General features: G+C 65.9%; 21 protein-coding genes and 1 pseudogene. 5 read left to right on the top strand and 17 right to left on the bottom strand.

Annotated elements, in window-relative coordinates; translation table 11 throughout:
- The gene (locus OG874_RS12545; protein ID WP_330255300.1) at positions 1-552 is read right to left on the bottom strand and encodes a DUF402 domain-containing protein; all 552 of its coding nucleotides are present in this window, start codon (positions 550-552) and stop codon (positions 1-3) included.
- A 38-nt stretch (positions 553-590) separates the two neighbouring features.
- Positions 591-812, bottom strand: a complete 222-nt coding sequence (locus tag OG874_RS12550; RefSeq protein ID WP_330255301.1) for a DUF397 domain-containing protein — start codon at positions 810-812, stop codon at positions 591-593.
- Positions 813-1,205: 393 nt separating this feature from the next.
- Between OG874_RS12550 and OG874_RS12555 the strand changes: the two are divergent.
- Positions 1,206-4,117, top strand: a pseudogene (locus OG874_RS12555) (Tn3 family transposase).
- A gap of 27 nt (positions 4,118-4,144) precedes the next feature.
- On the opposite strand, the gene OG874_RS12560 reads toward OG874_RS12555, so the two are convergent.
- Positions 4,145-4,768, bottom strand: a complete 624-nt coding sequence (locus OG874_RS12560; RefSeq protein WP_330255302.1) for a TetR/AcrR family transcriptional regulator C-terminal domain-containing protein — start codon at positions 4,766-4,768, stop codon at positions 4,145-4,147.
- A 349-nt stretch (positions 4,769-5,117) separates the two neighbouring features.
- Here OG874_RS12560 and OG874_RS12565 point away from each other — a divergent pair, with 349 nt between their 5' ends.
- On the top strand, positions 5,118-6,077 hold the full coding sequence (locus tag OG874_RS12565; RefSeq protein ID WP_330255303.1) for a quinone oxidoreductase family protein: 960 nt from the start codon (positions 5,118-5,120) through the stop codon (positions 6,075-6,077).
- 295 nt (positions 6,078-6,372) lie between these two features.
- Here OG874_RS12565 and OG874_RS12570 read toward each other — a convergent pair whose 3' ends face one another.
- Together OG874_RS12570 and OG874_RS12575 are read right to left on the bottom strand one after the other, a co-directional pair.
- Positions 6,373-7,065 (bottom strand): lysophospholipid acyltransferase family protein, encoded by a 693-nt coding sequence (locus OG874_RS12570; RefSeq protein ID WP_330255304.1) that lies wholly within the window; start codon positions 7,063-7,065, stop codon positions 6,373-6,375.
- Between the two features lie 408 nt (positions 7,066-7,473).
- On the bottom strand, positions 7,474-8,163 hold the full coding sequence (locus OG874_RS12575; RefSeq protein WP_330255305.1) for an AAA family ATPase: 690 nt from the start codon (positions 8,161-8,163) through the stop codon (positions 7,474-7,476).
- Positions 8,164-8,190: 27 nt separating this feature from the next.
- On the opposite strand from OG874_RS12575, the gene OG874_RS12580 reads away from it, so the two are divergent.
- Positions 8,191-8,844, top strand: a complete 654-nt coding sequence (locus OG874_RS12580) for a hypothetical protein (protein ID WP_330255306.1) — start codon at positions 8,191-8,193, stop codon at positions 8,842-8,844.
- A 32-nt stretch (positions 8,845-8,876) separates the two neighbouring features.
- On the opposite strand, the gene OG874_RS12585 is transcribed toward OG874_RS12580, so the two are convergent.
- The gene (locus OG874_RS12585) at positions 8,877-9,287 is read right to left on the bottom strand and encodes a nuclear transport factor 2 family protein (protein ID WP_330255307.1); all 411 of its coding nucleotides are present in this window, start codon (positions 9,285-9,287) and stop codon (positions 8,877-8,879) included.
- Between the two features lie 12 nt (positions 9,288-9,299).
- On the opposite strand from OG874_RS12585, the gene OG874_RS12590 reads away from it, so the two are divergent.
- Complete coding sequence (locus OG874_RS12590) at positions 9,300-9,683, top strand: hypothetical protein (RefSeq protein WP_330255308.1); 384 nt, start codon at positions 9,300-9,302, stop codon at positions 9,681-9,683.
- Between the two features lie 50 nt (positions 9,684-9,733).
- Here OG874_RS12590 and OG874_RS12595 read toward each other — a convergent pair whose 3' ends face one another.
- From OG874_RS12595 to OG874_RS12625, 7 genes are all read right to left on the bottom strand, one after another.
- On the bottom strand, positions 9,734-11,212 hold the full coding sequence (locus tag OG874_RS12595; protein ID WP_330255309.1) for an alpha/beta fold hydrolase: 1,479 nt from the start codon (positions 11,210-11,212) through the stop codon (positions 9,734-9,736).
- Between the two features lie 642 nt (positions 11,213-11,854).
- Positions 11,855-12,070, bottom strand: a complete 216-nt coding sequence (locus OG874_RS44685) for a hypothetical protein (protein WP_442943336.1) — start codon at positions 12,068-12,070, stop codon at positions 11,855-11,857.
- 43 nt (positions 12,071-12,113) lie between these two features.
- Complete coding sequence (locus OG874_RS12605) at positions 12,114-13,334, bottom strand: site-specific integrase (RefSeq protein WP_330255310.1); 1,221 nt, start codon at positions 13,332-13,334, stop codon at positions 12,114-12,116.
- A gap of 135 nt (positions 13,335-13,469) precedes the next feature.
- Positions 13,470-14,312 carry a class I SAM-dependent methyltransferase gene (locus OG874_RS12610; protein WP_330257272.1) on the bottom strand — a complete coding sequence of 281 codons (843 nt, stop codon included), beginning with the start codon at positions 14,310-14,312 and terminating at the stop codon, positions 13,470-13,472.
- A 17-nt stretch (positions 14,313-14,329) separates the two neighbouring features.
- On the bottom strand, positions 14,330-14,674 hold the full coding sequence (locus OG874_RS12615) for a VOC family protein (protein ID WP_330255311.1): 345 nt from the start codon (positions 14,672-14,674) through the stop codon (positions 14,330-14,332).
- Between the two features lies 1 nt (position 14,675).
- Positions 14,676-14,846, bottom strand: a complete 171-nt coding sequence (locus OG874_RS12620) for a CopG family transcriptional regulator (protein WP_330255312.1) — start codon at positions 14,844-14,846, stop codon at positions 14,676-14,678.
- A 74-nt stretch (positions 14,847-14,920) separates the two neighbouring features.
- Positions 14,921-15,751 (bottom strand): helix-turn-helix domain-containing protein, encoded by an 831-nt coding sequence (locus OG874_RS12625; RefSeq protein WP_330255313.1) that lies wholly within the window; start codon positions 15,749-15,751, stop codon positions 14,921-14,923.
- Positions 15,752-15,897: 146 nt separating this feature from the next.
- Here OG874_RS12625 and OG874_RS12630 point away from each other — a divergent pair, with 146 nt between their 5' ends.
- Positions 15,898-16,644: an NADPH-dependent F420 reductase gene (locus tag OG874_RS12630; RefSeq protein WP_330255314.1), complete on the top strand. Its 747-nt coding sequence runs from the start codon at positions 15,898-15,900 to the stop codon at positions 16,642-16,644.
- A gap of 3 nt (positions 16,645-16,647) precedes the next feature.
- Here the strand turns inward: OG874_RS12630 and OG874_RS12635 are convergent, their stop codons facing one another.
- The 4 genes from OG874_RS12635 to OG874_RS12650 form a co-directional block, all read right to left on the bottom strand.
- The gene (locus OG874_RS12635) at positions 16,648-19,065 is read right to left on the bottom strand and encodes an excinuclease ABC subunit UvrA (RefSeq protein WP_330255315.1); all 2,418 of its coding nucleotides are present in this window, start codon (positions 19,063-19,065) and stop codon (positions 16,648-16,650) included.
- A gap of 256 nt (positions 19,066-19,321) precedes the next feature.
- On the bottom strand, positions 19,322-19,735 hold the full coding sequence (locus tag OG874_RS12640) for a VOC family protein (protein WP_330255316.1): 414 nt from the start codon (positions 19,733-19,735) through the stop codon (positions 19,322-19,324).
- 5 nt (positions 19,736-19,740) lie between these two features.
- Positions 19,741-20,190 (bottom strand): helix-turn-helix transcriptional regulator, encoded by a 450-nt coding sequence (locus tag OG874_RS12645; RefSeq protein WP_330255317.1) that lies wholly within the window; start codon positions 20,188-20,190, stop codon positions 19,741-19,743.
- Positions 20,191-20,443: 253 nt separating this feature from the next.
- Positions 20,444-21,958, bottom strand: a complete 1,515-nt coding sequence (locus OG874_RS12650) for a carboxylesterase/lipase family protein (protein WP_330255318.1) — start codon at positions 21,956-21,958, stop codon at positions 20,444-20,446.
- Positions 21,959-22,188 lie beyond the last annotated feature (230 nt).

The following is a 22,188-nucleotide window of genomic DNA, read 5'->3' on the forward strand; positions in this document are numbered from 1 at the left end:
CTAGACGGGAATCGAGCGCCAATCCTCCCCGAAGGGGCCGTCGCGACGCTCGACCATCTCGAGGGCCTGTTCGCGGGCGGATTCGATCGCTTGCTGCCAATCATCCGGTACCAGTCCCAGCCGAATGGCGAGAGCGTACTCGTCTTCGTCCTTCCAGCGGTAGGTCAGGTCGGGTTCGACGACGAGGTCGATATGCAAGTCGCTGGTGTCGATGCCATCCACGGTTCTGGTGAACGGCAACTGGAAATTGACATACCAGCCGCGGAATTCGCGCCGCTCGTCCCATATCGGCGCGATGGAGAACCAGCGATCGGCATACATGACGGCCAGCCGTGTGGTGCGCTGCCACACCCACGCACCCATCTCCCAAGTCCGATGGGCGTATGCCTCGAGCAACTGGCCGCGCGCGGTCGGGTCGTTGTCACGCATCGACCGAATCCACAGCGCCGGACCCGATCCCGCCGTCCCCGGCGTCAACAACACCCGCAACTCGTCTCCGTGATCCGCGACCACTCGCTGCGGCCACTCGGTAAAGGCCCTCCCGTAGATCATGTCCCGGACCATGATCGTTCGACCTGCGGCAAAAGGCGTCACGAGTATGGGGCGAACTCGCCGTCGATTACGCCGGTGGTGAAGGCGCTCCACTCGCCGGGGGTGAAGACCAACGCTGGTCCGGTGGGGTTCTTCGAATCACGCACTCCGACCAGGTCGCCGTCGATGGAGGCGACTTCGACACGATCTCTGCTGGCCGAGCTTCGGGCACTCTTGCGCCACCGAGCGCGAGATAGATCGGCTTCGTAGTTGTCGGTCACGAGGCAAACTCCCTAGCTACCTGTCGAATCAGGTTCCTGCTCGCGATTTCATCCAGTGCAGCCCGCCGGATGGCTTGATACGCATCATGGTAGCTCCGGACGTCGTCTTCGCTTTCGAGAGAACAAGCTGCCGGTGAGATTTTCCAACGTCGTGCGGGCGGGCGCGGAGCTCGCCGACGACGTCGGCTACGGCAACCTCGCGATGGGGCCACTCGCCGAAAAGCTCGGCGTCCGAACGCCTTCGCTCTAGGGGTTCCGGTAGTAACGGCGCAGAAAACAACGAAGTTCATGTAGCTGCTGGTCAGGTGGTGTTGCACGGTTCGTGGTGCGAGGCAACGTGATTGGTGCTTGGCTGCTGGAACGGTTTGATCAGCAGCTTGGAGGGTGGGGTTCGTGGCGACGCGGGTGTTCGCGGATGAAGAGTTGCAGCGCCTGCGGGAGTTCCCGGAGATCAGCCGCGAGGAGCTGTTCCGGTTCTTCACACTGACCCCGGCCGATATCGCGTTCGTGGCGCCGCGCGGGCGGGGGCCAGCGGTGCGCCTCGGGCTAGCGGTGGCCTTGTGTACCTTGCCGTGGCTGGGGTTTGTGCCGGACAAGGTGACCACTGTGCCGGCGGTAGCGGTGGCCCGGTTGGCGGATCAGCTGAATGTTGATGCGGCGCAGTTTCGTTCGTACGGCAAGCGCGCGCAGACCCGCACCGAGCATCTGCGCCTAGTAGCGCAGTATCTGAGCTGGCGGGGTCCAGGAACGATGGAGCTCAAAGAGCTCGACGAATTCCTGCTGGCGCGGGCGATGGAGCACGATTCGCCGACGCTGTTGTTCCGGCTGGGGTGTGAGTATCTGATCTCGGCGCGGGTGATCCGGCCTGGTCCAGAGGTCGTGGTGCGCCGGGTCGCCCATGCTCGCGCCCAGGCCCAGCGCGAGACCTACGATCGGCTCGCGCACGAATTCACCCCGGCGCGATGCGCGGAGTTGGACGCGTTGCTGGTCACCGACCCGTCGTTGAAGGTGTCCCGGCTGCGGTGGCTGGCGACCGGGCCGGTGGAGGCCTCAGCGACTGCCGTCAAGACCGAGGTCGAGAAACTGGGGTTCCTACGCAACCTGGGTGCGGACACCGTGGACATGTCGGTGCTTCCGGCCGAGCGCCGCCGGTTCCTGGCCACGATGGGCCGCCGCCTCACCGGTCAAGCCCTGGAACGGCGCGATCCGCAACGCCGGTATCCGATCCTGCTCACGCTGCTGGCCCAATCGGGCACCGACGTGCTCGATGAGGTGGTTCAACTGTTCGATCAGGCGATCTCAGCGAAGTTCGGGCAGGCCGAGCGGCGAATGCAACAGCAGCTGGCCGAGCGCGGCAAGTCAGGCGAAGACCGGCAAGCCCTGCTCGATGATCTCCTGACAATCGTGACCGACCCGCAGATCCCGGACGAGGACATCGGCAGCTTGATCCGCGGCGATGTGATCGGGTGGGAGCGGTTACGGGCGGGGATCGCGCAGGCCACACCTCGGCTGCCGCGTGATCACGGGCATCTGGCGGCATTGGATTCCTCGTACAGCTATCTGCGTCAGTTCACCCCGGCGGTGTTGTCGGCGGTGCGGTTCGCCGGCGGCACAGCCTCGACGGAGCTGCTGGTGGCGGTGGCGATGCTGCGAGAGTTGAACGCGACGGGCCGCCGCAAAGTGTTCGACGATGCCCCGACCGGGTTCGTGCCGACCAAGTGGCGCGGCTATCTCGAGGAAGCCCGCAAGTCCGGCAATATCACCGGCTACCGGCACTTCTGGGAGTTGTGCGTGTTGATTGGGCTCCGGGATGGCCTGCGCAGCGGGGATGTGTTCGTGCCGGGGTCGCGCCGCTATGCCGATCCCGCCGCTTACCTGCTCACCCCCGAGCAGTGGGAGCCTCAGCGCGCCGAATTCTGCCGACTGGTCGGCAAACCATCTGACCCCGGCCGGGCCCTGGCTATTGCGGTAGATGAGCTGCACGAGGCGGTCGGGGAACTGGAGACGGTGCTGGCCCAGGGTGAGGGTCCGGTGCGCCTGGATGAGGGCGGTGATCTGGTGATCTCGCCGTTGACCGCGGAGGATGTGCCCGCCGAGGCGATCGCGCTGAAGGCGGAGCTGACCGAGATGCTGCCGTTCGCGCCGATCGTGTCGCTGCTGATCGAGCTGGACAAACGCACCGGTTACCTGGACTGTTTCACCCACGCCGGAGGCAAACAGTCCCGGACACCGGAGTTGAAGCGGAACCTGATCGCGGTGCTGCTGGCCGCCTCCACCAATCTCGGGCTGACCCGGATGGCCGAGGGCGCCTCCCGCTGACCTCGGCGTTAGGTAGCGGCACCCTGTCGTCTTCGGACGGGCAACGGTTCCCCACCCGGGGCAAATCGATCACCGCCCGCGCCCTGAGCCGCTACTTCGCTGAGGAAGGGCTGTCCACCTACACCCACGTGAGCGATCAGCACGCCACCTACGGCACGAAGATCATCGTCGCGACCAAACGCGAAGCGCACTACGTGCTCGATGAGATCCTCGGCAACGCAACAGATTTGCCGATTACTGAGCATGCGACCGATACGCACGGAGTCACCCTGGTGAACTTCGGGCTGTTCGACCTACTCGGGATGCAGCTCTCACCTCGCATCCGCGATCTGGGCCGGATCACCTTGTACCGGCCGGGCCCGCGCGCCGAGGCCGAGGCACGGTTCCCGCATGCGGGACCGTTGATGACCCGCAAGCTGAACCTGGACTTGATCGCCGAACACTACGACGACCTGCTGCGGCTTGCCGGATCACTGAAGTTCGGCCATGCCACCGCCTCGCTGCTGGTCGGCAAGCTGTCCACGTCGGGTCGGCAGAACGCGCTGGCTGCGGCGCTCAAGGAGTACGGGGCGATGCGGCGCACGATCTACGCTGCTCGGTATCTGTCCGATCCGGGGTATCGGCGCAAGATCGCCCGCCAGCTGAACAAGGGCGAATCCTTGCACGCGCTGCGCCGGGACCTGCTCTACGCCCACGAGGGCACGATCCGGGCCCGGCATTTGGAAGGGCAAACCGAACAGGCATGGTGCCTGACTCTCGCGACGAACGCCGTAATCGCTTGGACCACAGAGTATTACGGTCTCGCGATCGATCAGATGCGGCGGTCGGGGCGGCGGATCGATGACGATGTGCTCGCTCACATCAGTCCGGCGCACAGTGAGAACATCAACTTCTTCGGTGCGATAGAGGTCGACATCGACGCCGAACTGGCCCAGCTCGGGCCGACCGGCTATCGGCCGCTGCGCGTGCGCGACACCCTGTTCTGATCAGGCGCTCGGGGTTGCCAGTGCACGTTATTCGGCGGTGGCTGCTGCGCCCGCGATAACTACCTCGAGGCACTCGCGGAATAAGTCGTCGACTGTGCGGCCGGGCCGGAAGTATTCGGTGATGCCGGCTATCACGGTCGGATGCTGTTCGGTGAATGCCGCCATATCGAAGTCGCCCAGCGCGTCGGCGTCCGGGCGAGGGGCCTGCTCTTCGAGGACGTGGCCGACGGTGAAACGCTCCACCGTCAGCACGATCACCCGAGCCCGGTGCAGCGGAATACCGTGCGCCACCAGTGCGCTCATCGCCAGCTCGGAGATATCGGCCATCTTCAGCGAGAGCTGGGAAGCCGACAACACACGGGCACCGTCGGGGTGGGCCAGCAGCGCGCGCCGCAGCCGCGAAGCGAGCCCGGCCAGCCAATCCTGCCAGCGTTCCCCGGGCTCGGGCGGTGACAGTTCGCCGAATTCCTGGTCGAGGATCGCCTCGGCGAGTGCGGTGACCAGGGCTGCCTTGTTGGGCAGATGCCAATAGAGAGTCGGCTGCCGCACACCGAGCCGTCCGGCGAGCTTGCGCAGTGTCACACCCTCGAGGCCCTCGGCATCCAGCAATACGACCGCCTCGGTGACGATCTGCCTTCGGTCCAATGTCAATTCGTACCTCCCGCCGCGACTCTATCACTGATAGAGTTGTCCCTATCGGTGATAGAGAGGTGTCGGCGAGCCCTCGCCGACACCGCATGCACAGGAGGATGAAAATGACACACCGGCATTCGATGCGGGATTTACTGCACTGGGCGACCCACCGCGTTCCCGGGGTTCCCGCTCACGCGGAACGGACGCCCGGCCACCAGGGCACCACGCGCAACGGGCAGGCGTGGCGGAACCCCGCTGCCCAGCACCGGTCGCTCAACCATCGGTGGAATCACTCACCTGCCCGCCCGCCTCGGGTACTGGTGGGCTGGCAGACGCGGATCGCGGCGTTCTTCGGACAGGAGCTGCGATGAAGGCCGCGGTATTGCACGAGATCGGCAGTGTTCCCCGATACGAGGACTTTCCGGATCCGGTGGCCGGTGAGGGGGAAGTGATCATCGATGTGAAGGCCGTTGCGGTCGAGAACGTCGACAAGGCGATCGCGGCCGGAACGCATTACGCCAGTGGGCAATTCCTCACCGAACTCCCGGCGATCCCCGCCTTCGACGGCGTCGGCGCGCTGCCCGACGGCACCCTCGTCGGCTTCGGCAACCCGCGGCGGCCTTACGGTGCGCTCGCCGAGAAGACCGTGGTGGCCGCCGCCGCGTACGTCCCGATCCCCGAGGGAATCGATCCGGCCGTCGCGACCGTGCTAGCCACGGCCATCACCGGCATGTCCATCACGACGGCTGCCGGTTTCGTTCCCGGCGAGACGGTACTGATCCAAGGGGCTACCGGCGTCGCCGGGCGACTCGCGGTCCAGGTGGCCCGCCTGCTCGGAGCGGGGCGGATCGTCGCGACCGGCCGTGACGACAATCAGCTCCGCGACGTGCGGGCGCTCGGTGCCGACACGGTCATCAATACCGCTGTCGGCGACGACGCGCTGGCGGGGGCATTCACCGAAGCCAAGGGTGAGGGCTACGACGTGGTCTTGGACTATCTGTGGGGACGGCCGACCGAGATCTTGTTGCGCACCCTGGTTCCGGAATCGTTCGCATTCCCGAAACCGACGCGCTTGATCCAGGTTGGTGAGTCCGCCAGCCGCGCACTCACCCTCACCGCCGAGAGCCTGCGCACCTCCGGAGTCGAGATCTACGGTGCGGCCAAGGGGCTCAACGCAGAGACCATGGGCACGGTCTATGGGCAAATAGTGAAATGGACACGCTCCGGCGAACTCATCTTCGACCTGGCGACGGTTCGGCTGAGCGACATCGAGACCGCCTGGCAGCGAACCGATCTGCGCGGCAAACGACTCGTCGTATTGCCATGACCCGGGGCGAGCCGCCTGGACCGGCCCCAAACCACTGAACGGAAGTCTGTCTTACTCCGGATAACGGGCTGTTATCCGGGGTAACATCAGGAGCGGCCTGCGGCAACTCCGTTGCGGCGCTGCGCGAAGTACCCCCGTTATCCGGGGCAATCTCGAGAAGGCGGGAACGTATGGCGGCGACGGTCGACCGCGGATTGCGCGCCGGTCGCTAGGCGTACCGCACATCAGGTGTCACCCGCAGGCCACAGACATCCGCCGACCCGGGGCGGACAATACCGCCGGAATCGGCTGTTGGTCAGGGGGATTCGGCGCGTAGGTATTCGATGTGCGTGCGCAGGTGGTCGAGGAGTTTTTCGGGAGAGTCGAAATCGGCGGGGTCGATGGGGGTGCCGAAGCGGATGGTGACCGGGCGGGAGCGGTCGAAGGCCGGGCGGTCGCCGTGTCGGGTGCGTAGGGGCAAGACGTTGTCGGTGCCGGTGGTGGCGACCGGGATGATCGGGACGCCGGTTGCCAGTGCGAGTTTCGCGACGCCCGGTTTGTAGGGTTCGGATCGGCCCGGCGGGACGCATCGGCCCTCGGGATAGATGAGCATGACGCCGCCGTGCCGCAGAATCCATTCGGCGTGTTCGAGGGCCTGCTGACCGGATTGGGGGTCGCGGCGCACCACCGGCACATGCCCGAGTCGCCGCACCAGCCAGCCCACCACCGGCCACGTCCAGAGCTCCGCCATGGCCACCGCCATCGCGCGCCGCCGCAACGCACCCCAAAGGAACACCGCGTCGAGCATCGAAATGTGATTGCTGGCGACCAACACCGGGCCGCGGGCCGGAACCACATCTCGATTCACCACGGTCACGCGAACAAACCGCGACCAGGCGAGAAACCGCAACAACCGGCGCACCACTTTGGTCGTCAGCCACGCACGCTTGCCCAACCCGACCGGGCGACGCCGGCCGCGTAGACGTTCGGGCGATGGTTCGTCGGTCATATTTCGCTACCCCCGTGCTGTGCCGCTCATACAGCCTCTCTTTGCCAGCGTATGGCATTGCACCGACAACGTCCGCTCGGCCGGGTACCGCACTCATGTGCGCCTTACAGCGGCTGATCCGGGCGACCACGAGCCGACTTTCCAGCCTCGTGGTCGCTGCGAAGAGGCCGATCAGCTGGCCTGCTGCCGCGGCGGAGACGCCACAGCACCAGCTCATCCCAGAACCCGTCGTCGGGTAGCGCGGAGCAGCATCTGCTGCGGGAGTGCCTCCCCTCAGACGGTTGAGGCGACCTTGACTTCCCGGCCCAATCCTGCTGTTGCACCGGATGCGGACCAATTCCTGTCCTGTGCCAGTGAGGTTGGTCTGCGGACGGTTCTCTGACCAGCGGTGGGCTATTTTCGGGGCCGTCACGCCTGTGTGCTGCGAGTCGCGTCGGCGGCGATGAGTGTGGCGACCTGTCGTGGTTGGAGGTCGGTGGTGTCGATGACCCGAGCCTCTTGGCGGTGCCAGGAGCGGGCGGCGTCGTAGTCGTCGAGGTGGTCCATGCGCCATGGTGAGTTCGGTTTGCTGATGTCGGTTTCGATGCGGCGGACGAGTTCGTCACGTTCGGCGTGGAGAACGAAGTGATGCAGTGGGACGCTGGCGGTTTCAAGTCCGGCGCGGATCTCTTGCCAATATTGGTGGACAAGAACTGACTGAGGAACGACGAGGACCCCACCGACATAGTCGAGGATCTGTGTTGCTGCGGCCACGACCAGTCCTCGCCATGGCTGCCAGTCCTGGAAGTCCCTCACGATCTCCGAGGCGAGGACGTGGCGGAGCATGAGCCCGACCTCCTCGATGTCGAAGAGGCGCGATCCGGGCAGCAGCGCGGTCAATTCCTTTGCTGTTGTGGTCTTTCCGGCTCCGAAGGTTCCGTTCAACCAGATGATCATGGGGCCGAGCCTATTCGGTGGGCGCAGGTCGACGCGGGGCGTGTTGGGTGTAGTGCTGCGGCGATGGCTCACGTAATTGCCGACCATGTCGTAGCTGACGTCGGTGGCGTCGTGTTCGGCGACAAGCCGGTCGTAGGGGGTTTGAGAAATGCTGTGGTCCACGGGGATTCTGCGAAGCAGAATGTGGCCATGTCGACCGACCCGATGCTGGCCGAAGTTCGCGTGCTTTGGGAAGGCTTGGCCGCGGTGCCGGTTTCGTTCTCATCGGAAACCGGCGTGAGTGTGGTGATCTCGCCGCGGGCGATGATCTGTCCGCAGGGATGGGCAGGCGTTGTCGCGCTGCAAGGGCAAGCGATAGTGACCGCTCCCAGTTCCGCTGCGGCGGTGGCGATTCGCGCCGCGGTCGCAAAACTGTCTGTCGATGAGCTTGTCGATCCCGACGTACTCGGCACGGCGTTGCCACTGGCGGAAGTGCTCGGCCCGACGACGCTGGCATATGTGGACGAGGCCGACTTCCGGCCGGCATCGTCAGGGTCGCTGTCACTCCAGCGCCTGCCCGTTGAGCATCCCGATTTAGGCCGGCTCGAGACGCGGGCGGGCGATCAGGACACGGCGGAAAGTGGTCTGCAGGAGATTACATCCCCTGCATTTGCCATCCGGGACGGCGGAAAGGTGATCGCTGCCGCCGGATACCGGACCTGGCCGAACCGGACCGCGCATCTGTGCGTGCTGACCCTGTTGCCACGCGACGGCGACGCTGATGTGGATATCGGTCGGCAGCCGCAACCGGCACGCTTCGGCCGATCCACGCCGCGATCTTGGTCGAGCCTCGAGAGCTTGTAACTCCAAGCGCTACAAGCTCTCTCGGGGAGAGATCAATCCTTGCGCATCCAGGCGAGCATGATCCGTGTCTCGCGGAGTCGCCAGCCCGCTGGCGTCCGTACTGCGGTGGAGGCCAGTCGCAGGCCGCCTGTTTGGTGGGGTGGTTGGCCGTCGCGGTAGTAGTACACGAGCGAGTTCGCCGAGGCTGCGGCCTGGTCGCCGTTGACGTTCACCAGCAGGTCAGTGGTCGTGTGCTGAGTGAGTTCGCCCTCGACCTGAGCCTTTCGCATATAGTCGACGACCTTGTCGATGCCGCGGACTTGGATTCGCGGCGAGTGCACCTCCACATCGTCGGTGAAGACGGTGTCGGCTTCCTCCCACCGCCCCCCGTCGAGTAGGAGCGCGAAGCGGGTGAACAGGTCGGCGATCTCGATACGGTCGGCGATCAGAGTATCCGTGGACATATCGTCCCTTTCGTGGGCGTCACCAATATTGGTGTCACCAACCATACATCAATTAATTGGTGGCGCCAACGATGTATGGTGGCTGTCGTGCAGGAGGCGCACCCACGATCTGGTGGCACTGCCTACCCTGTGCAACAGGACCAACACGGGCGCATCAGCCGCGCCGTCCTCGACGACATGCAGATCACCACACGCGATGATGCCGAGATCATGGCGGTTACTGAGGTTCCCGGCGCGACGTCGCTATCGGGATCACATCGCGAGGCCGACCTCAGCAGCACACTCCGTACGACCCTGCGAATTCCCGGGCCCTGCACGCCGCGCCGACATGACCCCCGGGCGGCGGAGTTGTACCGCACCCTGTTCGCCGACGAAACCGTCACGGTCGCCGCTTGACCGATCCGCTGGCCCGGATGAGACCGATCATCCTGGGTCAGCGGTGTGGGCTAGGGCGTGGAATGATCCGCGTAGCAGGTGATGTCGGTATCCGGCATGGTTCCCACACTGAAGTATGTGTTGATCGCGTTGTTTACGCAGTTGCTCAGTTCGGGCCGGAATGTCATGTGGATACGGACATCCTGCAGCGTCACCATCCGCGACTCGGACATGTCCTGATGCAATCGGACGCCGTGGGCATAAGGAGTTCGGGGATCTCCCGTCGCCTGCAGGATGAGCGCGGGCACCGAATTCCGGACGACAGTCGCAGGCTCGACCGGGCGAGGCCAGAAGGCGCACGGCTGGATATTGTTCGCCAGCGCGCCGAAAACCGGCTGCGTGGCACGGGTCTCTTCGATATTGCGCCAATACCAGGTCGGATCAATCGGTGCCCCGACATCGCCGCAGGCGATCTGCGCAAGCACCGAGTTCTCGTTGTCGCGCAGCGCCTCCACGATGGCGCGAAGCCGGGGTGTTCGCGATGTAGTGGGCGGACCGCCCGCGGCATCGGCGATCTCCCGCACAGTGGCGGCCATCGCTTCGTTCAGCCGGAAGTTCATCAGCAATCCGTGCAGGACGAACGGAAGCCAGTGATCGTCAATGGCAAACCCATCGATGACAATGGGTTGGCGTGCGGCGATACGAACGAGCTCCTCGATCTTCGCCCGCACCTGCTGCGGAGTCGCACCGAGCCGGAACTCGTCATCCCGACCGGAAACCCAGCCGGCCCAGTCGTCCAGCGCGATCTCGTCTGCCGGACCCCAATCCTGAACCAAGCCCTCCCAGTACCGGTCCGGGTCGATCGTGCTATCGAGCACGACGCGGTCACTCCTCTCGGGGAACATCTGCGTGAACACGGCCCCGAGGTAGGTGCCATAGGACACGCCGAAGAAGTTGACCTTCTCCTCACCCAGGGCGCCTCGCACAATGTCCATGTCACGCGCGGTGTTGCGAGTGGTGAACTGCCTCAGCTTGTTCGGATCACGAATCAGGCAGGTCGCGGCCATCCCCGCGGACTGAACGGTGTCGTGCACGAATCCCAGCGGATCCAGACCCGCCGACCGAATCATCTCGCCTACCGGCCACCCGCACCGCGGACTCCGACCGGATTCGCCGACCCCGCGCGGATCCATGCCGATCAGGTCGTAACTCGCCAAGACCTCCGGCGAGAGCACATCACCGAGCAGATCCAGACTGTCCAGCCCCTCCCCACCGGGACCGCCCGGATTGGACAGCAGAATTCCCCGCCGCCGCACCGGATCACCGGCCTTCACCCGCGAAATCGCCACGGTCATCGTGCGATCGTCGGGATACCCGTAGTCGAGCGGCACCAGCACATCCGCGCACTCGCCACCGGCCTTGTCGACATTCTCGACGCCGCAAGGCTTCCACTCGAGCCGCTGGTGATAGAACCGGTCCAACCCGATCGGGTGCGCGTCGTCCACCGGGTCCGCCTGGCTGTACGCCGGCACAGCCGTCAGCAGGGACACCGCCGCTACAGAAATCGAACGCCAGACCAGGTTCACCGACAACAGACTTCGCCTCTCGACATGAGGGATCACGCAGGTTGGTGCGACGTGAACCGTAGCCGATACGGGGGTTCGGTTGTGGTAACCCACACCCACTCGGGGTGAGTCAAGCATTTCGGCGCGCATCGAGTCCGTCCAGCCCGTAGTGGAACTTCCGCTCGCGCATCTCCGCCGGGTCCCTGCCCCAATCGGCCTGCCGAACTCGCGGGAACTCCAGCGCCGCTTGCTCTGCGGCGGGCCGCAGATCGGCGATCAGCTCTTTTCTCGGTCTGTCCGCTGCGCGCCAGCCTCAGCCATGCCGCCTCGGTGATGCCCATGCCCACCACGTAGCTGATCACTGTGCCGATGCCGTCGCTCGCCTCCTCGCCGGGGAATCCGCCCGCCTGGAACAACCCCACCATGCGATCGTTGATCCGCATCACGTCCGGGCCCAGATAGGACAGTCCGACCTGGCCGAGCGTCGAGCTCGTCAGGCAACTCGGCCGGCCGCCGGGCCTGCTCGAACGCCTCGTCGATGCTGCGCGACGACATGCGTCCCGCGCGTTCGTGAATCCAAAGTGCTTGCAGCCGAGCAGGATTGAACAACGAGCGGACCTCATTCACTCAATGCTCGAGCACCTCGACAATCCAATCCATCTCCGGAACAGTCAACACCGTCCGCCGCTTGGGCGGACTACCCTTCGACGACTTGCCCCACCACACGAACCACGCTCCATACTGGCCGTACTGCGGCATCTTCGATGCGTGCCTGCGGTCGGCCAGATCCAGGCGCTGGGCTTCCCGGCGGCGCAGTCCGTAGGCGTAGACGGTCTTCAGCAAGGCCGCATCGTTGCATTAAATGCAATTCATCCTGGTACGAATTTCAGAGGCCGAGTTTGGTGACGGCGTTGTCTTCCAAGGGGTTTGCGGTGCGGATGTAGTTGTGTACGGTGCGGGGGTTGGACCAGCGGCCCTGTCGCATGATCTCGCGGTCGCTGGCGCCGCCGAGGGCGGCCTGGGTGGCGAAACCCGCGCGCAGGGAGTGGCCGGAGAACAGGTCGGGGTCCAGGCCCGCGCGGGCGGCATAGCGTTTGACGAGTTCGGCGATGGCGCGGCCGGACATGGCGTCTCGGCCGATGCCGCCGTGGCGGGTGATGGTCGGAAACAGTGGGAGCGTGTGGTTTTCGGCGAGGTCGGTGCCGCTGAAGCCGTGGCAACGGTGGATGTCCGGGGATGGTGCCGGTGCGTCGGCGAGCCAGTCGCGGGTTGCGGCGGCGCCGTGTGCGGTGTGGATTTCGAGCAGCTGGATCCAGTCGGCGAAGGCACAGACCGGGCAGGTCTGCGGGTGTCGACCGCGGGGGAGCGCGACGCGTTGTTCGGCGATGCCGGTGGGATCGGTTTTGGTGGTCGGGAGTTGCACCAGCAGCAGCGGTTCGCCGGTGCCGTGGTCGAGATCCACGCGAACGTCGGCGATCCGCAGTCCGGCGAGTTCGCTGCGGCGCAACGCACCCGCGAATCCGACGAGCAGCGCCAAGGTGTCGCGGCGGCGGGCGGGTTCGGTCGGCCAGTGCGGTTCGGGGAGACCGGCGAGGAGTTGTTCGAGGGTGTGCAGCAGGACGGGGCGTTTGCGCTTGGGTTGGGTGCGGCGGGTGCGGCGCATGCCGCGCAGTGTCAGCCGGACCACATCGGAGCGCGTGGGCGAGGGCAGCCCGTTGGCGGCGTGCACCGCGGCGATCGCGGCGGATTTGCGTTCGAGGGTGGCCGCGCTGAACGCCCACCGCTGCTCACCACCGTCACTGTGACGCAACGCATCCGCCGCCGCGGCCAGGTAGACCGCGACATCGAGCGAGTCCGCGGGCAATGCCTGGCGACCTTCGGCGGCGCACCAGGCCGCCCATGCGATCCAGTCGGTTCGATAGGCGCGCAACGTATTCGCCGATTGCGACGCCTCCAGATAGCGGCGCAGCGACCCGGCCTGCTTATCGTCGAAGCGTTCGCGCACCAGCCGCAACGCCGCCGCGTCCACCAGCACACTGCGCACGCCGCGGCGCAGTTCGGTCCGCACCGACTCCGGCACCGCGACCACCGCATCGTGCTCGCCCACTCGCCCGCCTCCCACAAATCCGCTTGCCACCGACCAGGTTTCGGTTACTCACCCTATGCGCCAAGCGCACTGACGAGCGCGCACCCGGGCCCGGCGCGGCGGCGGCCACCACTCTCCCGACCGGCCGCGTGAGGATTAGGTCTTCGCTATCAGCATCTGCTCCGAGGCGGCCTGCCGCAGGCCATCGGTTCGGTTCGCGAAGTAGCGGTCATTGAGATCGTCCGCGGAAATGTGGTCGGCGGCGCGGAAACCGGATTCGATGGCGAGTGCCAGCATTTCGTCCGGATCGAAGAAGCTGATGAACGGCGTCCCCGACGCACGCGCAGCCTGCTCGATCGAACGGCGGAGTTGCTGTTCATCGGGACCGACAGACTCGATCGGCAGCATGAACGTCGTGGCCAGCGTCGAGCCGGGGGCGAAAGCCGAAATCTCGCGCAGGGTGGCGATATTCGCTTCACGGGTGAGGTACACGGTCACACCCGTGGAGGCCACCACCGCCGGGCGGTCCGGATCGAATCCCGCGGCCGTCAAGCGATCCGGCAAGGAGTCCACCTCGAAGTCGACCGGCACCAGCCGCAACCAGTCCGGAACGCCGAGACCGAGTTCGATGAGGCGCTGTCGTTTCCATGCCTGCGGACCGGGCTGGTCGACCTCGAAAATGGTCATTCGACTGGCGAGTTCGGGTCTGCGCTGCGCGAAGGTGTCCAGGCCCGCGCCGAGCAGAACATACTGGTCGACGCCCTGTTCGAGCTGTTCGGCGAGCAGATCCTCGATGCAGCGTGCGCGCGCGACAACGCTGGCGCGGGACAGGCTCGTGCCCTGCGGATCCATATCCGGACGTTGCTGCCAGCCGTCCTCGGGCGCGGCGAGCCGCAGGCCGATCTCGTCCTCGATGACATGTGGCGGCGCGTCGATCCGCACGTGCATGGCTCGCCACAGTGCGACCCGGACCGCCGTGCTCTCCGGTGCGATCGTCAGCTCGTTCGGCACGGTGATCACTGCTTCCCGGGAGCTTGCAGGCTCCACAGTCGGCCGTCGGGATCTCGCACGGTCATCTCTTGGGTGCCGTAGTGGGTCTGCTCGAACGGGCTGACGACGTCGAAATCATCGTCGGGGGTGTAGGTCTGCGCGTCGTCGACCTTCAGCACGAACTGTGTCCGCGGCTCCTGGGTCTGCGGGACCTCGGCGACGAAAACATAGGGGCCGTCACCATTGCGGAACTGGCCCGACTGGTGATCGGTTTCGAACTCGATCTCGAATCCCAGCTTCTGCAGGAATCCGGCCGTCCTGCCCCAGTTATGGGTTTCCAGGAATACGGCCTCGAAGCCTCCGGTCGTCATATCAGTCCTTTCCAGATGGTTGATCCTGATGGGCGTCGTCGAGGTAGGCACGCAGCGCCGTGGCGACCACCGCCGACAGGGAAGACCCCGTCTCGATGGCGTGATATTTGACCTGCTTGATCAGCCCGACCGGCAGGTACACGTTGAACTGCTTCACATCCTCGTCGCCCACGAGACGACGCTAGCATGCTAGCAAGCTAGACGGAAGGTGCTAGCGCGGCAATCTGGCAAATTCCGGGAGATCGCTTACCGGCGGGCGAGTTTCCGCAGCGCCTGCTCCGATGTCGAGCCCGGCTCGGCGGCGAACAGGTCCAGCCCGCAGCACGACGGCGCGTCCGGCAGCGCGATGAGCTCGCCGTGCAGGGTGAACTCGCCGACGACCGGGTGGTGCAGCACGTAGGTCCGGTTCCGTACCTGCGCGACCGGATGCTCCGCCCACATCCGCGCGAAATCTATACTCAGATCCCGCAATTCGTCGATATGTGCCGCGAGCCCGGCATCTCCGCGATACCGCCCGAGCAGTACGCGCAGATGCGCCACGTGCTCGCGTGCCGCTCGCTCCCAACCGATGCCGTGCAGCTCACGCAGGTGGGGCTCGGTGAACAGCAGGTGTGAGTGCGTGCGGCGGTGCTCCGGCAGCGCCGGGAAGTCGCCGAACACCGCGACGGCGAGCTGGTTCCAGCCGATGATCTGGGTGTGCCGACCGATCACCAGCGCCGGTGTCAGCACGAACGAGTCCAATAGATAGTGCAGGCTTGCCGGCACTTCCGAGGAGTCCGTGGCCCCCGCGCACGGCGTCGGACGCCGTGCGATCCGGTGCAGGTAGGCCGATTCATCCGCGTCCAGGCGCAAAGCCGTGCCGATAGCGGCCAGGACTTCGTCGGAGACGCTATCGTTGTTGCCCTGTTCCAGTCGTGTGTAGTGGGCGATGCTGACCCCGGCCAACCGGGCCAACTCCTCACGTCGCAGACCCGCGACCCGGCGCATTCCGCCATAGTCGCGCAGCCCGACGTCCTGCGGGCGCAAGCGGGCACGACGTGATTTGAGGAACCCGCTCAGCTCGGTCCGGTCGTCCACTCGACAACCCTACGCCGAGCCGGGGTGGGTGATCACGCCATGAGTACGCAGCACACGGACCTGGTTGGGCGATCGCGCCGGTTCCATGCTGTCAGTCGAGCCGCCGCGGTGATCGCGGCGGTCACACGAACGAACGGAGAACAGCTGTGCCCCAAACGCTCGGACTCATCGGTAGCGGAATGATCGGTACTTCCGTTGCCCGGCTGGCCATTTCGGCGGGCCTCGACGTTGTCCTCAGTAACTCGCGGGGCCCGGAGACATTGACCGATCTCGTCGCTGAATTGGGCGGGCATGCTCGAGCGGCCACACCGGACGAAGCGGCACACGCCGCACACATAGTGGTGGCGGCCATCCCGCTGCATGCTCACGACCAGCTCCCCGCCGACGCTCTCATCGGAAAGACGGTGCTGGATACAGCGAACTACTACCCCGAACGGGACGGCCACCTCGCCGAACTGGACGCGGGCGCGTTGACCTCCAGTGCGCTGATCCAGCGCCACCTCGCGGGCGCCCGAGTGGTGAAGGCATTCAACAACATCACCCCGCACCAGCTGTTCGCCCTCGCCCGGCCCGCAGGCGCGCCGGACCGCAGCGCGCTTCCCATCGCGGGCGATGACGCCGAGGCCAAGGCAACGGCCACCTGGCTGCTGGACCTGCTCGGCTATGACGCGGTGGACACCGGCGCGCTCGCCACCAGCTGGCGCAGTGAACCGAATACGCCGGTGTACATCCAGCCCTATCTCGGCGAAACGCCCGCGATGAACGTCGAGGCCTTCCTGCGCTGGACGCTCCGGACACCCGGAATCGCCGTTCCCGCAACACAAGTCGGCAAGCTCGTCGCGACCGCGGTCCGTCAGCCGGCGGGGGCGGCCCGGCTCCCGAGCGAGGCCTGACGGTCAGGCACCGACGTAGGCCGCGAGGTGCTCGCCGGTGAGGGTGGAGCGGGCCGCGACGAGGTCGGCGGGGATGCCCTCGAACACGATCCGGCCGCCGTCGTGGCCGGCGCCGGGACCGAGGTCGATGATCCAGTCGGCGTGCGCCATGACCGCCTGGTGATGCTCGACGACGATAACCGATTTGCCCGAGTCCACGAGCCGATCGAGCAGGCCCAGCAGATTCTCGACATCGGCGAGGTGCAGGCCGGTGGTCGGCTCGTCGAGGATGTAGACGCCGCCCTTATCGGCCATGTGGGTGGCCAGCTTGAGCCGCTGCCGCTCGCCGCCGGACAGCGTGGTGAGCGGCTGGCCGATGGTGAGGTAGCCGAGCCCGACGTCGGCGAGCCGTTCCAGAATGGCGTGCGCGGCCGGTATGCGCGCCTCGCCGGATCCGAAGAATTCCTCGGCCTCGGTCACCGACATGCGGAGAACCTCGCTGATATCGCGGCCACCGAGGTGGTACTCGAGTACCGATGCGTCGAACCGCTTGCCGTCGCACACCTCGCACACCGTTTCCATGCCGGCCATGATCCCCAGGTCGGTGTAGATGACCCCGGCCCCGTTGCAGTTGGGGCAGGCGCCCTCCGAATTGGCGCTGAACAGGGCCGGTTTCACGCCGTTGGCCTTCGCGAACGCCTTGCGGATCGGCTCGAGCAGGCCGGTGTAGGTCGCCGGATTACTGCGTCGCGAGCCGCGGATGGGCGTCTGATCGACCGCCACCACGCCTTCGGAGGTGGGGATGGAGCCGTGGATCAGTGAACTCTTGCCGGAACCGGCGACACCGGTGAGGACGCAGAGCACCCCGAGTGGGATATCGACGTCGACGTCCTGGAGGTTGTGCTTCGTCGCGCCACGGATCTGCAACGCGCCGTTGGACTTTCGCACGGTCTCCTTGAGCGCGGCCCGGTCGTCGAAATGGTGTCCGGTGACGGTGCCGCTGGTCCGCAGCCCCTCGACGGTGCCCTCGAAGCAGATGGTGCCGCCGGCCGAACCGGCGCCGGGGCCGAGATCGACGACGTGGTCGGCGATCACGATCGTCTCCGGCTTGTGCTCCACGACGAGCACCGTGTTGCCCTTGTCCCGCAGCTGCAGCAGTAGGTTGTTCATCCGCTGGATGTCGTGCGGATGCAGCCCGATGGTGGGTTCGTCGAAGACATAGGTGACATCGGTGAGTGCGGACCCGAGATGGCGGATCATCTTGACCCGCTGTGACTCGCCGCCCGACAGCGTGCCCGACGGGCGTTCGAGCGAGAGGTATCCCAGTCCGATCTCCACGAACGATTCCAGGGTGTGCCGCAGTGCGTCGAGCAACGGCGCAACCGAGGGTTCGTCGAGGCCGCGCACCCATTCGGCGAGGTCGCTGATCTGCATCGCGCAGGCGTCGGCGATGTTGATTCCGCCGACCTTCGAGGAGCGTGCCAGCTCGGTGAGCCGGGTGCCATCGCAGTCGGGACAGGTGGTGAAGGTGACCGCCCGGTCCACGAACGCCCGGATGTGCGGCTGCAACGCATCGCGGTCCTTGGCCAGGAACGACTTCTGAATCTTGGGGATCAGCCCCTCGTAGGTGAGGTTGACGCCCTCGACCTTGACCTTGGTCGGCTCCTTGTAGAGGAAGTCGTTGAGTTCCTTCTTGGTGTACTTGCGGATCGGCTTGTTCGGATCGACGAAGCCCGACTCGGCATAGACCCGTACCGTCCAGAAGCTGTCCGACTTCCAGCCGGGGATGGTGAACGCGCCCTCGGCCAGCGACTTGGAGTCGTCGTAGAGCTGGGTGAGGTCGATATCGGAGACCGCGCCCCGGCCCTCGCAGCGCGGGCACATACCGCCGGTGATGCTGAAGCTGCGCCGCTCCTTCACGGTCTTCCCGGCGCGCTCGATACTGACCGCGCCCGCCCCGCTGATCGAGGCGACATTGAAGGAGAAGGCCTGCGGTGAGCCGATATGCGGCTTCCCGACTCGGCTGAACAGGATGCGCAGCATGGCGTTGGCGTCGGTAGCGGTGCCGACCGTCGAGCGGGGGTCGGCACCCATCCGCTGCTGGTCGACGATGATCGCGGTGGTGAGCCCGTCGAGTACGTCGACTTCCGGACGCGCCAGCGTCGGCATGAAGCCCTGCACGAAGGTGCTGTAGGTCTCGTTGATCAGCCGCTGCGACTCGGCGGCGATGGTGCTGAACACCAGTGAGCTCTTGCCTGAACCGGAAACGCCGGTGAACACCGTCAGGCGGCGCTTGGGGAGCTCTATGCTGACGTCTTTCAGATTGTTCACGCGCGCGCCGTGCACGCGGATCAGATCGTGGCTGTCGGCAGCGGGCAGCGCGGGGGATTTCGTGCCCTTGTTCGGGGTCTTCTTCGCGCTGTTCCTCGTGGCCGTGGTCATCGTGTCTCCATCTGTTACGCGGGGTGTCGCGGTGTTCGTCGACGTGGCCTGGCTCGATCTAATCAGCTTCGAGCTGGAGGTCTGGGTCTTATTCATCGGCCCGGTGCGGCACAGACCTCATTGCCGTGGATTGGGGATCGGCCGCGGCTCGAGGTCGCGACGACGCCGAGCGCAGGCGCTCGACAGTCGGTGGCGGTGAGAATCACCGCCACCGGTATCCGCAGGTTCCGCTGCCGATCGGCAGGTCAGGCGTCGATCAACGCACTTCCTGGATGCGGACCATATTGCCCGCGGGGTCGCGGAAGGCGCAGTCGCGAACGCCGTAGGGCTGGTCGGTCGGTTCCTGGACGACCTCGGCGGCGTCGTTGGCCTGCAGTCGCTCGAAGGTAGCGTCGACGTCCTTGGTGGCCAGGAGAATGCTGGCGTAGGTGCCCTTGGCCATCATTTCGACGATGGTGCGGCGCTCATCGTCGGTGATGCCAGGGTCGGCGGCCGGCGGGTGCAGGACGATGGATGTTCCGGGCTGGTCGACGGGGCCGACGGTGAGCCAGCGCATCCCGTTGAACCCGACGTCTTTGCGGAGCTCGAAGCCGAGGGCATCGCGGTAGAAGGCCAGGGCGGCCTCCGGGTCGTCCTGCGGAAGGAAGCTCGACTGAATGATGATGTCCATGGCGTTCACGCTAGTTGCGACTCGGCGGCCGGCGCTTCTCGATTCCTGATCGGTCGTGTCACCCGTTTCACGATGAGCGTCGGCAGATCCACCGTCGCGAGCGCCGCCTGGTCCCGGTAGGTGCTGGGCGGTATTCCGACCAGCTCGGTGAACCGTGTGCTGAAGGTGCCCAGCGACTGGCAGCCGACCGCGAAACAGATCTCGGTGACGCTGAGGTCGCCACGGCGCAGCAACGACATCGCGCGCTCGATGCGACGGGTCATCAGGTAGCTGTAGGGTGCCTCGCCGTACGCGAGCTTGAACTGGCGGCTGAGGTGCCCGGCCGACATGTGCGCGTCTCGGGCGAGCGCCTCCACATCCAGCGGCTGTGCGTACTCCCGGTCGATCCGGTCGCGGACGCGGCGCAGCCGCGCGAGGTCGCGCAGGTGTTGCTCTGTGTCGGGTCTGCTGGTCATCTGGACGATCGTCCCATGAAGGGCCGAAGTTGACCAGCGTCGTCGTGCATGGACAGGCTGAGTTCGATTGTGACCGATCGACTGTGCGCGCCGACATCGAGTCGGCCCCTCCTGTGTGCTCGGCCGCGCCACCAACGCCGCGGTGCTGGGCGTCGCACCGCTCTCCGCGGCAACCTGCCTCGGGTCTACTCGATGCTCCGAGTTCGACGAGGAGGCATACGAGCTCCTCATCTCGCCCCCTCATGACACCCCGCTACTCGCTATGAAGTAGGTCCAGCGTGTCGAACTGGTGGGCGGACCAGATGCGGCGCGAGGTCTCCTCGGGGTAGGGCTGGGTGGTTGGTTCGGCGTTGTAGACGCGGGTGGTTCGTGTGTGTGGATCGTAGGGTGCCCAGCCGGGTTTGCCGGCGGTCGCGAAGCTCACCCAGTCGGCGCGCATGTGGCGCGAGACGTGGGTGATCTCGTTCGCGGCGTTCGGGTGAGCGGAGCGGTGGGCGCGCACCTCGTCGGGGCTGAGGGTGCCGAAGATGAGCAGGAAGTCCAGGGCGTGGGAGGCGCCCTGTTCGGAGTTGAAGCTCCAGGCCAGTTCCCAGAGCCACACAGGTCCGCCGCCGGCGTGCGCGGCGTCGGCGAGGTGCAGGCTGGGCATCCGAAACAGCCAGTCGGAGTTGAGAACTTCGAATCGTTGCCCGGGTGTGGCGTCCGGGTAGGCGGTGCGATAGAGCCCGCTGCCGTCTGTGCTGGGTGTGAGGTGGTCGAAGGCTGCGGTCATGCGCGCATCGGTCGGCTCGCCGCCGGGCCGGGACGTGTAGAGCCGGTACTCGTCCCGGGTGTGGCCGATGAGCAGGTCGATGTCGCGCGCGGCGCCGTCTGCGAGCGCTTGCCACGGTGCGCGTGGCAGGACCTCGCCGTCGGCGACGGGAGAGAACGGTGTCGGCGTGAGCGCCATAGGTCCCCAGAAATCAACGAATTCCGGCATCTTCAGGATTACCGCGTCCGTCGCGTCGGTCAGTGCACGCGGTGGGAAACGGGCCAGGTCGCCGACGGTGGCCTGGACGCCGAGTTGCGCGGCGATCGTTGTGGAGATCGCGGTGGCGAGCCGTTCGGAGAAGTAGGTACCCGGCATGCTCTGACTGATCGCCCGTCGAAACAGCCCGGCCGCCATCGGCATGACAAGCAGGGCGGCAATGCACGCTCCGCCGGCGGACTCGCCGAAAACGGTGACATTGGCTGGATCGCCACCGAACCCGGCGATATTGTCCTGGACCCACCGCAGCGCGGCGATCTGGTCGAGGATGCCGCGGTTGTCCGGGGCTCCGGCGATGCGGGCGAAGCCGTCCACGCCGACGCGATAGTTCATGCTGACCACCACCACACCGGACCGGGCGAGCCCCGCACCGTCGCAATGCGGGTTGGCGGAGTTGTTCTCCAGGTACGTGCCGCCCTGGATCCACACCATCACCGGCAGCCCCGCGGCACCGAGGTCGGGTGACCAGACGTTGAGGGTCAAACAGTCTTCGGAACCGTCACCGACGCTGCCGGACACCGACGACATCACCGAACCCGTATGGGTCGCTTGGGGAACCGGCGGACCGAACTTCAGCGCGTCGCGAATGCCATCCCACCGCTGTACCGGAACGGGGGCCCCGAACCGTCGTGCGCCGGCGGGCGGCTCGGCGTAGCGGATGCCCCGGAAGACCACGACATCGTTCTCCCGCCTGCCACGTACCACTCCGGCAACCGTGCGGATTTCAGGTTCGATTTTCACCTGGGGCCTCACTTTCCTTCGGTAGGTCATCTGCTGCGGGGAAGCGAAGGCGGTGGCTCGGTGCAGGGCAACCCATGCCTCGAGCTTGGATCCCCTTGGCTCTCAACAGCATTCAGCGCCGGTACCACCTTGCCAGCTCGGACTGTCGGCACACCCGCTTTCCGGCAGATCAAATGAGAACTCGCCACTGCTACGACCGATCGCTCGAGAATCCGACAGATCGCGTGCGA

It is taken from the genome of Nocardia sp. NBC_00565, from assembly GCF_036345915.1.
GTDB lineage: Bacteria > Actinomycetota > Actinomycetes > Mycobacteriales > Mycobacteriaceae > Nocardia.

Bases quoted from the DNA above. Each gene is read 5' to 3' on its own strand.
- OG874_RS12570 (WP_330255304.1), bottom strand. From the start codon at position 7,065: ATGACCGACGAACCATCGCCCGAACGTCTACGCGGCCGGCGTCGCCCG.
- OG874_RS12635 (WP_330255315.1), bottom strand. From the start codon at position 19,065: ATGACCACGGCCACGAGGAACAGCGCGAAGAAGACCCCGAACAAGGGC.
- OG874_RS12565 (WP_330255303.1), top strand. From the start codon at position 5,118: ATGAAGGCCGCGGTATTGCACGAGATCGGCAGTGTTCCCCGATACGAG.
- OG874_RS12580 (WP_330255306.1), top strand. From the start codon at position 8,191: ATGTCGACCGACCCGATGCTGGCCGAAGTTCGCGTGCTTTGGGAAGGC.
- OG874_RS12585 (WP_330255307.1), bottom strand. From the start codon at position 9,287: ATGTCCACGGATACTCTGATCGCCGACCGTATCGAGATCGCCGACCTG.
- OG874_RS12640 (WP_330255316.1), bottom strand. From the start codon at position 19,735: ATGGACATCATCATTCAGTCGAGCTTCCTTCCGCAGGACGACCCGGAG.
- OG874_RS12615 (WP_330255311.1), bottom strand. From the start codon at position 14,674: ATGACGACCGGAGGCTTCGAGGCCGTATTCCTGGAAACCCATAACTGG.
- OG874_RS12545 (WP_330255300.1), bottom strand. From the start codon at position 552: ATGATCTACGGGAGGGCCTTTACCGAGTGGCCGCAGCGAGTGGTCGCG.
- OG874_RS12645 (WP_330255317.1), bottom strand. From the start codon at position 20,190: ATGACCAGCAGACCCGACACAGAGCAACACCTGCGCGACCTCGCGCGG.